8 protein-coding genes and 1 other annotated feature are annotated in these 9,426 nt (G+C 36.5%); of the genes, 6 read left to right on the top strand and 2 right to left on the bottom strand.

Annotation, left to right across the window (positions count from 1 at the left end; translation table 11 throughout):
- Window positions 1-124 precede the first annotated feature (124 nt).
- From AC5KOD_RS06310 to AC5KOD_RS06295, 4 genes are all read left to right on the top strand, one after another.
- The gene (locus AC5KOD_RS06310; RefSeq protein ID WP_496913691.1) at window positions 125-898 is read left to right on the top strand and encodes an ABC transporter ATP-binding protein; all 774 of its coding nucleotides are present in this window, start codon (window positions 125-127) and stop codon (window positions 896-898) included.
- Window positions 870-2,999: an ABC transporter permease gene (locus AC5KOD_RS06305; RefSeq protein WP_496913690.1), complete on the top strand. Its 2,130-nt coding sequence runs from the start codon at window positions 870-872 to the stop codon at window positions 2,997-2,999. The genes AC5KOD_RS06310 and AC5KOD_RS06305 overlap by 29 nt, the downstream gene beginning before the upstream one ends.
- Before the next feature lie 190 nt (window positions 3,000-3,189).
- The gene (locus tag AC5KOD_RS06300) at window positions 3,190-4,173 is read left to right on the top strand and encodes an acyltransferase family protein (RefSeq protein ID WP_496913689.1); all 984 of its coding nucleotides are present in this window, start codon (window positions 3,190-3,192) and stop codon (window positions 4,171-4,173) included.
- Window positions 4,174-4,279: 106 nt separating this feature from the next.
- Window positions 4,280-5,614, top strand: a complete 1,335-nt coding sequence (locus AC5KOD_RS06295) for a C1 family peptidase (RefSeq protein WP_496913688.1) — start codon at window positions 4,280-4,282, stop codon at window positions 5,612-5,614.
- Window positions 5,615-6,707: 1,093 nt separating this feature from the next.
- Here the strand turns inward: AC5KOD_RS06295 and AC5KOD_RS06290 are convergent.
- Both AC5KOD_RS06290 and AC5KOD_RS06285 read right to left on the bottom strand, forming a co-directional pair.
- A complete protein-coding gene (locus AC5KOD_RS06290) occupies window positions 6,708-6,920 on the bottom strand; it encodes a helix-turn-helix domain-containing protein (protein WP_496913687.1) in 213 nt (70 codons plus the stop codon).
- A gap of 15 nt (window positions 6,921-6,935) precedes the next feature.
- Window positions 6,936-7,451, bottom strand: a complete 516-nt coding sequence (locus AC5KOD_RS06285) for a DUF2975 domain-containing protein (protein WP_496913686.1) — start codon at window positions 7,449-7,451, stop codon at window positions 6,936-6,938.
- 123 nt (window positions 7,452-7,574) lie between these two features.
- Here AC5KOD_RS06285 and AC5KOD_RS06280 point away from each other — a divergent pair, with 123 nt between their 5' ends.
- Both AC5KOD_RS06280 and AC5KOD_RS06275 read left to right on the top strand, forming a co-directional pair.
- A complete protein-coding gene (locus tag AC5KOD_RS06280; RefSeq protein WP_496913685.1) occupies window positions 7,575-8,435 on the top strand; it encodes a protein phosphatase 2C domain-containing protein in 861 nt (286 codons plus the stop codon).
- 60 nt (window positions 8,436-8,495) lie between these two features.
- Window positions 8,496-8,732 (top strand) — a binding site (T-box leader).
- An 82-nt stretch (window positions 8,733-8,814) separates the two neighbouring features.
- On the top strand, window positions 8,815-9,414 hold the full coding sequence (locus AC5KOD_RS06275; protein ID WP_496913684.1) for a glutamine amidotransferase-related protein: 600 nt from the start codon (window positions 8,815-8,817) through the stop codon (window positions 9,412-9,414).
- Window positions 9,415-9,426: the final 12 nt, after the last annotated feature.

Here is a 9,426-nt window from a genome sequence, read left to right as displayed (position 1 = left end):
AGACAAAACTTCAAGGAGGAATACTACGACCTCTATCTGTACGAAATAATCATACCCCTTATGGGGATGAAAAGGAACTATCAGAATAAATCTGATAACCTTATTATACGAGGAGGAATTAAAAATGGCGTTGCTAGAGATAAAGGATTTATCAAAAGTATATCAAGGCCCAGTGCCTTATGAGGCCTTAAAGAAAATTGATTTGAAAGTTCAGGCAGGAGAATTTGTAAGCATTATGGGACCATCTGGAAGTGGAAAAACGACCTTATTAAATATGATTGCGACTCTTGACAAGCCAACGGGTGGCCATGTTTTTATAAATGGTCGTAATCCTCATGAATTATCACATAATCAGTTAGCCGAATTTCGTCGTCGTGAATTAGGCTTTGTTTTTCAAAATTTTAATTTATTGCCAACTTTGACTGTTGAGGAAAATATTATGTTGCCTTTGACATTGGATAATGAAAGTGTGTTGTTGATGGCCGAGAAGGCTCAAGATATTATGGAAGAACTGGATATTTTGAAGTTGAGAGATAAGAGAACGTATGAAATTTCAGGTGGAGAGTCTCAACGTGTTGCGATTGCTCGAGCTGTGATTCACCAGCCATCATTAATTTTGGCAGATGAGCCGACTGGGAATCTTGATTCAAAATCTGCTGGCAATGTCATGGAGTTATTGGAGAAATTTAATAGTAAACGAGATGTTACGACCTTGATGGTTACTCACGATGCTGTCTCTGCTAGCTATTCTCAGCGGGTAGTGTTTATAAAGGATGGCAAATTTTTCAATGAGATTTATTGTGGCGATGATCGGGAGATATTTTATCAAAAAATACTAGATGTTTTAGCTCATTTAGGAGGAACCAATCATGAATTTCAAGCAGCTCGTCTTACGTAACGTATTGCGCAATGGGCGCGCGTATGCTTCTTATTTTTTGAGTAGCCTGTTTTCAGTGATGGTTTTCTTTGTTTTTGCTTTATTGTATTTTCATCCCGATCTTCAAAAAAGCTTAATAGCTGGAGGTGAAACACTGTCATTTTTAGCTAAAATGGGGATTTCTGTGTCACAGGTGTTAATAATTATTATGTCGTTTATTTTTTTGTGGTATACCTTTAGTATTTTTTTGAAAAGCCGCAAACGTGATTTTTCTGTTTACTTGATTTTAGGGATGTCGGAAAAAGACCTTCGTAAGATGATTTTTTTGGAGAATATTATTTTAGGTGCTGGGGCAATAGTGACAGGAATTCTTGTTAGTTTATTCTTTTCAAAGGTGATTTTGTTAATTAGCCAAAATATTTTAGCTTTAGAACAAGGCATGCCATTTTATTTACCGATAAAGCCAATTTTATTGACTGTTTTTGCTTATTCAGTGATTTTTATGTTAATAGCATTGATGACAACTCGACGTATTCAAACAGAGAATTTGGCTGAATTGTCAAAATCAGAAGATAAACCATTGCCACTTCCAAAAGCAAAATGGTATTTGGTTTTAACAGGTGGTATATGCCTTATTGGTGGCTATGGAACAGTTCTATTTTTTGTATTTGGTTATCGGAATGGAATAGTTATCGGAGGGTTGTCACAATTATTAGCGGGCGTCTTATTAACAGTTGCAGGAACTTACTTATTCTTTAATCAGACAAGTATCTACCTTTTAGGCTTTTTAAGAAGACGATCGTTTTTTTTCAAGCGAACTAATATGTTAACAATTAGTAATCTTATCTATCGAATGAAAAGCAATGCGACGATGTATTTCATGATTGCGATTGTTGCTTCGGTTGCTTTTGTTGGAATAGGCACAACAATGGCTGTTGGCGGTACTGATTTTGCGGCCACTCAAGAAAGTAGTTTCGCTTATGTCTACATGGGAAGTGGTTCGGCCTCCGGAGAAACATCTGAGTTTCATAAGGACAATGTCGCTTTCATAAAAGCTAGTATTGAAATGGATGGTTTCAAACCTTATATGGTTGAGGCGTTACCTTTAGGGGTTGAGTATCAGCCACAAGGTTCTAAGGATTTACGGTATATAGAAGTCATCCCTGTGAGTCTATTTAATAACCTTGCTAAAGTAGATAAGCAAGCAGAGTTGGCCTTAACATCTGAAACAAGCATGTTGCTGTTAGCTAATTCTAATGGGTCAGTGAATGAAATTAAGGCTGAGGAGCTTGATAGACAAGAAAGTGAAGGTAAGATTAGTTATCGACTAAGCGGTGAATTTGAGTCGATTTCTTTTAAATATTCCACACGTCGATTTAATATTGCTCATGGTGAGATGGCAGTGGTGAGCGATAGCTTGTATAAAAAAATTCTTAAGGGAAAACAATTGGACTATGCTGAAAAGCCAGGTGAGGGATATGTGGGGGCTCCTGTCTTTATTATTCATTATCCTGAATGGGCAGAAGGGAGTCAATCAGATCGGCAGATTCGTGAGCGATTTAGTGAATTAGAAGAGGCAACAACAAAGAAGCGTGATCAGTTTTTAAGTAAGAATCCAATGTCCGAAGATGAGGAAATTCCAAAAGAGAAGCAAGGAGAGTTTGCTGAAATTATTGATCATGAGTTTTATTATACGTCGATGTACCAAACCTGGCGTAAAACAAAACAAGGAAATGGTCTGATTTTATTGATAAGTGTGCTGTTGGGGGCAGTTTTCTTTACTTTTGCTGCCTGCATTTTATATTTTAGACTTTTTGGAGAGCTAGATAGAGATGGGAAATTCCATCACTCACTTCACCTTTTAGGCGTGTCTCAAAAGGAACGACATAAAATTGCAACCAGAGAAATGTTGGTGATGTATTTTATTCCAATAGTGATGGCGGTGTGTCATTTTACAATAGCAATGATTAGTTTGCGTGTGCTAATTGAATTACCGATTTTTATGTATGTCGCACGGATAATTTTCTTTTATCTGATTTTTCAGTTAGTTTTCTTTATTATTTCACGTTGGCGTTATCTAAAGCATCTTGATGTTAGAGCAGAAGCAACGGAATTGTCTTAGGTAGAGCATAGTCTCTGCCTTTTTTATTGTTCTAAAAAGAAAAGATTGAAGAGTTATCTAAGCCTTTATGAAAATAATGTGATTGTCACGCTGTTGCAATAATTCTAAGGTATGATTGGTGGTAAGAAAAGGTATGTCTATTGAAGAATAGTCAGCTTAAGCAAGAAAAACAGGTTTAAAGGAGCTTGACATGACGAGAGACAAAAATCAAGTTAGAGAGTCTTATTTTGATAATGCAAAATTTATTTTGATTCTTCTCGTAGTATTTAGTCATTTTATACAACCATATATTGGGGATAATGTGCTTTTAGAAGATGTTTATTATTTTGTTTTTACGTTTCATATGCCTGCTTTCGTGATGATTTCAGGGTATTTTACTAAAGGATTTCAACGTTCGGGCTATATCAAAAAATTGATCATGAGTATTTTATTTCCTTATGTCATTTTTGAGCTGATTTATGCCTGTTTCTATTATCTAATTGATGCTAATCGTCAGATAGATATTGATTTAATGAATCCAGAATGGTCCTTATGGTTTCTAATCAGCCTTTTTTGTTGGCATTTAGGCTTGTATTTATTTACTAGGTTGCCAAGCGGTTGGAGTGTGAGTTTGGCGCTAGCTATTAGTTTAATAGTTGGCTATGTTGAGTCAGTTGATCATATCATGAGCTTATCTCGAACGATTGTTTTTTTTCCATTTTTTTTAGTTGGTCACTTTACGACAAAAAAACAGCTTACTTTTATTCAGAATAAGTGTCATAAATGGTTAGGTCTGTGTCTATTTTTCGTTTTAGCGACACTGGTTCAACAAAATTCTATCATGAATAAATACTGGGTTTTTGGTTCTCAACCTTATGATCATTTTCTTGACGACCCGGCATTTGGGTGGGTGGTTCGTTTATATATTTATTGTTTGAGTTTTATAGGGATTTTTGCGTTTCTTATTCTAGTTCCTAGACGGCGTTTTTTCTTTACAAAATGGGGTCAAAATACTATTTTTACCTACCTACTTCATGGATTTATTATTAAGGGATTACGCGCAACAAGCATAGCTGATGCTCAGTTAACCGCGCCGCTATTTCTATTTTTAGTTACGATAAGTTTGCTGACAACAGTGGTTCTTTCAACTAATGTCGTATCTCAGTTGTGTCGACCATTGGTAGGGAAAAAATGATCATTTTTATCAGATGATTAATTGAAAGTTAAGTCTTTTTTAGTATTGGCGTGATGGTGAAAAAGGAGTAGAATAGAGAGGAATAGGATAGAAGGGAAGGGATTTAATGTCTCAAGAGATTCAAGCAGCTCAAATTGCTGCCTATGCAGAAAATTTTACTCGGTGTAAAAAGAATCGAATGGCACAACAAGCAGTGGTTAAAAATGGTATTTTAGCGTCTTCAGAAAATCAAGCATCAGCGGTTTTAAACACACCAATTTTTTCAATTGATTTGGAAACTGGAGATGTGGCGAATCAAAAACAAAGTGGTCGGTGTTGGATGTTTGCAGCTCTAAATACTTTTCGTCATCAAATTGCCACTAACTTCAAGTTAAAGGAGTTTGAATTATCACAAAATTACACGTTTTTCTGGGATAAATTTGAAAAAGCTAATTATTTTTATGAAAATATTATTGCGACTGGAAATGACCCATTAACAAGTCGAAAAGTTGCCTTTTTATTGCAGACACCTCAACAAGACGGTGGTCAATGGGACATGTTGGTTGCTTTGATTCAAAAATATGGGGTTGTTCCGAAGTCAATCATGCCTGAGGCGCATAGTAGTTCAGCTTCTCGTGATTTGAATACTTATTTAAATAAAAAATTGCGTAAAGATGCGGTTGTTTTACGTAAATTAGTCGCAGATAAGGTTAGCGAGTCTGAGCTTGCTGAAAGTAAATCAGAGATGCTGGCGGGGATTTATAAATTATTGGTCACATCTTTAGGCACACCTCCGACTGAGTTTAACTTTGAGTATCGTGATGCTGAGAAAAATTATCATATTGAAAAAGGGCTGACACCTAAAACTTTTTATGATAAGTTCGTAGGGCTTAATCTAAATGATTATGTGAGTGTTATTAACGCGCCAACAGAGGATAAACCATACAATCAGCTCTATACAGTTGAAATGCTTGGCAATGTCGTGGGTGGTAAGGAAGTTCGTCATTTAAATGTTGATATGCCAACCTTTAAAGAATTAGCAATTGCACAATTAAAAGCGGGCGAAGCTGTTTGGTACGGCTGTGATGTCGGTCAATCTTCAACACGTGATTCGGGGATTATGGCAACGGATATTTACGATGTTGACTTGACTCTGGGCGTTGATTTTTCTATGACTAAGGCGGAAAGATTGGATTATGGAGAAAGTCTGATGACTCATGCTATGGTCTTGACTGGTGTTGATTTGGTTGATGGAAAGTCAACTAAATGGAAAGTTGAAAATAGTTGGGGAGAGAAAGTTGGCACAAAAGGTTATTTTGTGATGAGTGATGCGTGGATGGATGAGTATACTTATCAAATTGTTGTCAGAAAAGACTTTTTATCAGAGACGTTGCAAGAAGTCCTGAATGAAGATAGTGTGACTGTTCTTGCGCCGTGGGATCCAATGGGTGCGTTAGCGTAAAAACTAATCTCAAATAGACTATTTTTGTCAAATAAGGTGATTGAAGTTAATGATGTGGAACTGAATGGGGGCGGAGTCTTAACCTTCGTTCAGTTTCTTTGTTATAATATGTTTACAAAGGTGTTTTTATAAATAAATAATGATAACGTATACAATTGGTAGCTAGATTGTGGTACACTGAGATAAGTAGGATTATAATGACTAATTACTTTTTCTTCGAAGTGGCTTAAGTTATAGTTATCAAGTACTTTATTTGAAGTATTTCGACCCGTGAGGAGATGAGATCTTGTAGTATCTCCACTTAATTTTTAATAAAAAAATAGAGTCGTGTCACACGCTGCGTGACAAAAATATGAGAGAACTGATTAAATTATAAGGGTTCGTGTATTTACTTTTGTCCATGTATCCAGGTGTTGTCCACTTGAAATCGTTGGCGCATCGAACAGATGATCAATCTAATATTCACTTTTAAAATGAAATAAAAAAAACGAGTCATGTCACAAGCCACGTGACAAAAATATGAGAGAAACGACTAGATTATAAGGGTACGCGTCTTTATTTTTGTCTATGTATCCAGGAGTTGTCCACTTGAAATCGTTGGCGCATCGAACAGATGATCAATCTAATATTCACTTATAAAATGAAATAAAAAAATAGAGTCGTGTCACAAGCTGCGTGACAAAAATATGAGAGAAACGACTAGATTATAAGGGTACGCGTCTTTATTTTTGTCCATGTATCCAGGTGCTGTCCACTTGAAATCCTTAGCGCATCGAACAGATGATCAATCTAATATTCACTTATAAAATGAAATAAAAAAATAGAGTCGTGTCACACACTGCGTGACAAAAAATATGAGAGAAACGACTAACTCGTAATGTTCCGCTCATTTGTTTTTGTCCATGTAGCTAAGTATTTTATCTCTAATATATCTTGCTGATAGGATTATTTAACGACTTCTTATTTAGTTTAAAGATCAAAGAGAAAAACGAGCATTGTCACACGCTGCGTGACATAACGAGAAAAAGGATGAGTTACTTTGGCAACTTCTTGGTGAATTCAATCAGGAGGTTTTTTTAGGTTGTTACGGCAGTTAGTCATCGTCTTCTAGATATTCTAAAATATCTCCAGGTTGGCAGTCCAAAGCTTTGCAAATAGCATTTAAAGTTGAAAAACGAATTGCACTGACTTTGCCTGTTTTTATTTTGGATAAGTTTACATTGGCGATGCCGACTTTCTCTGACAGATCGTTTAAGGAGATTTTTCGATCGGCCATCATTCGGTCTAAACGTAATATTATTGCCATAATAAGTGCTCCTTTCTACAAGGTTTCATCGACTTCTTGTTGCAATTCTGCGCCATATTTAAAAATCTGACTTAGTGCATAAATCGTAAGGGTGAAGACGATTGAGGACCAACTCAAATAGAAACTGATGTAGGGTGTACTAGAGAGTTGATGAAGTATATAATCAATAATCGATGGCATAAAGGTGTAGACAATCATTAATTTAGAGATAGTTGCAAACGTCTCAACTTGACTTTGGCTAAAGGGCGAGATTCCCTTTTGAATATTAGCAAATATCTGACTAACAAGCCATAAGATTAATGCGATCAGAAGAATGGCAAAGCAGGAGACCAGCCGTTCGATAGTTGTCTCGCTTAGCCATCCCAGATACATGAGATTACGTAGGGGGAGTTGCATCCCAAAACCAGAGCGTTGAATGATAGGAATTGTTATAAAGCTTCCGATTGCGCCTGTTACGATAAGTAGGATAGACGCAATTTTTAATAAATAATTGACCATAGCACTAGAGTTTCGAATTTTTTTAGCAATCATGTTAAGGACTCCTTATTAGTTTATTTAACTTAAATATATCATTGTTTATATGAAAGTCAATATATTTTTAATGTTAAACATTAAAAATGTTATCTTAAAGATAGAGAGGTAGGCTGTAAGAAGATGAACTTTATAAGGAAATCAGTTCGGGGAAATGAACAAAACGAAGATAGTGTAACGGCTACACCGCTATACGGGTTTGTTATTGATGGGGCGAGTGGTCTTTATTCTGAAAAAGTGACCAACTTCTCGAGTGACGCTCAGTGGTTTTCTCACTCGTTGAGTAAGCTGTTGAGTCGTGAGTTAAGTAAGATGGAGTGGAGCATTACTGAGCATGTGGCGCGAGCTTGTGAGCTATTATTAGAAGAATATCAGCAGTTATTAAATGAAAAGGGACTTAGTTTTGATATGGATAAATTGCCAAATTCAACTATTTCGGTTGTCCGTTTTCAGTCGTCTACTAATCAATTGGAGCTATTTCAATTAGGAGATTCCCCAATTTTAGTTGAGCAAAATGACCAATTTACTGTGTATGACGATGATCTACTTGCGATTAGTGATGCTGCTGCTCTAGCTGAAATGTGTAGACTAGCTAAAAAAAGTAGTCTCAACTTGATTGAGGCACGTCTTTTGGTTGCTGAACAACTAAAGGAACATCGTGGCAATCGAAATACATCGAAGGGGTATTGGATTTTAGATCCAACTGGTGAAGGGATAAAAGGGGCTCGATGTCTTACCTTACCACTTGATGAGGTATCTCGTTTGGTTATAATGAGTGATGGGTTATGGGAAGCCTATGATATTTTTGGCCTTTTTTCTGAACCAGAAGAATTATTTGAGCGTATTTTTTCATCAGAAAATTTAGCGGAATTAATTAGTGAATTACGTGTGGCACAGGAGTCTGATCCACTTTTAAATCGCTACCCTCGCTTCAAATTAATGGATGATGCTAGTGTATTGAGATATAAATTTAACAATTGTTAGTTGACGAATGAGAAAATTCGTGATAAAGTATTACAAAGTTCATTAGAATTTAATTAGAACGAAAAAGCTTGGAACAGACCAAGTAGTTATGCATTAGTGTTTTTAGAGAGTCCTTGGAAGCTGAGAAAGGATAGCACATGTATGATGAACACAGCTGGGAGCTATTTTTCCGAATAAAAGTAGGATTGATCGGTATGCTCGTTATCGCATAAGTCTGTTTAGACTTTCTGAGGTAGTTGTCGCAAGGCTACTACAAACAGGGGTGGAACCACGTGATTACTTAATCTCGTCCTCTTAGCATGTATTATAATGCTAAGAGGACTTTTTTTGTTGAAAATAAGGCGTAATCTTTGGATACGTAGAATGGTGTGGATGATAAATGATCGTAATAGTGACTGAACAAAATGATGAGGCAACAGAACTAGCAAAGTTTTTATTAGCTCAAGGTGAACAGGTGGAGATTAGCATTCAAGAGGATAGTGTTAGAGCAAGTGATTGTCTAATACTTCCCAATAGCTCTAGCTATGCTGAGGCAATGGAGCTATTGCAAGAAAGGAATCTGATTTCAGCAATTAAGGAGCACGCAAAAGCTGGGAAGCCTCTTTTAGGAATAGGCATAGGGATGCATCTATTGTTTGAAGGGTTAATGGACAATGGTTTTATTTCTGGATTAGCTGTTTTAGAGGGACTCAGCGAATTATTGCCACAGGACGAAGCTTATCCACTTCCTCATCGGGGTGAAGGACGTTTAATCGGGGTCGACGAAGAACTGGCGCTAACGCAAGGACTAGCCAATCAGTTAGTTGTCTACGATCATTGTCTGACCGTTGATTGTGAGTTAGAGGTAATTAAAGCGCTAGGTCAATACAGTGTCAAGTTTCCAGCAATTATTCAAAAAGATGCCATTGTTGGTATTCAATTTTTACCAGAATTAAGCGTAGGTGGCCAACAGGCATTAATTAATTTTATAAATTATTAGAGGCATGAAAGG

The organism is Vagococcus sp. WN80Y, from assembly GCF_059621045.1.
The sequence above is the reverse complement of the archived record's forward strand: the minus strand, read 5'-3'. Positions and strand labels throughout refer to the sequence as shown.

Excerpts from the sequence above, each read along its gene's own strand:
- AC5KOD_RS06310 (WP_496913691.1), top strand. The coding sequence starts at position 125 with ATGGCGTTGCTAGAGATAAAGGATTTATCAAAAGTATATCAAGGCCCA.
- AC5KOD_RS06305 (WP_496913690.1), top strand. The coding sequence starts at position 870 with ATGAATTTCAAGCAGCTCGTCTTACGTAACGTATTGCGCAATGGGCGC.
- AC5KOD_RS06300 (WP_496913689.1), top strand. The coding sequence starts at position 3,190 with ATGACGAGAGACAAAAATCAAGTTAGAGAGTCTTATTTTGATAATGCA.
- AC5KOD_RS06295 (WP_496913688.1), top strand. The coding sequence starts at position 4,280 with ATGTCTCAAGAGATTCAAGCAGCTCAAATTGCTGCCTATGCAGAAAAT.
- AC5KOD_RS06290 (WP_496913687.1), bottom strand. The coding sequence starts at position 6,920 with ATGGCAATAATATTACGTTTAGACCGAATGATGGCCGATCGAAAAATC.
- AC5KOD_RS06285 (WP_496913686.1), bottom strand. The coding sequence starts at position 7,451 with ATGATTGCTAAAAAAATTCGAAACTCTAGTGCTATGGTCAATTATTTA.
- AC5KOD_RS06280 (WP_496913685.1), top strand. The coding sequence starts at position 7,575 with ATGAACTTTATAAGGAAATCAGTTCGGGGAAATGAACAAAACGAAGAT.
- AC5KOD_RS06275 (WP_496913684.1), top strand. The coding sequence starts at position 8,815 with ATGATCGTAATAGTGACTGAACAAAATGATGAGGCAACAGAACTAGCA.